This window comes from Streptococcus mitis, assembly GCF_946190275.1.
Taxonomy (GTDB): domain Bacteria; phylum Bacillota; class Bacilli; order Lactobacillales; family Streptococcaceae; genus Streptococcus; species Streptococcus mitis_DC.
Window position 1 is genome coordinate 1 of the sequence record NZ_CAMHZQ010000127.1, and the last position, 214, is coordinate 214.

Here is a 214-nt window from a genome sequence, read left to right on the forward strand (position 1 = left end):
TTGATTTCTTCTTTTTCTCTTTCAGCTGCTTGATCGATTGCTTGCTTAGCTGCTTCTTTGACTTTATCTAGAGATCCATTGTCATGTACTTTGCCGATTGTGTCAGCTCCGTCATTCTTAGCTGTGTCAACTTCTGTTGCATTGTTTGCTTCATCAACTTTAGCCTTAGCTGCTTCTGTAGCTTTATCTACTTCTTTCAGTTTCTCAGCTTTTT

1 protein-coding gene is annotated in these 214 nt (G+C 38.8%); it reads right to left on the reverse strand.

Annotated features, from left to right (window positions below; translation table 11 throughout):
• On the reverse strand, positions 1-214 hold a 214-nt coding region (locus N8M20_RS10480), incomplete at both ends, for a DUF1542 domain-containing protein (RefSeq protein ID WP_261080551.1).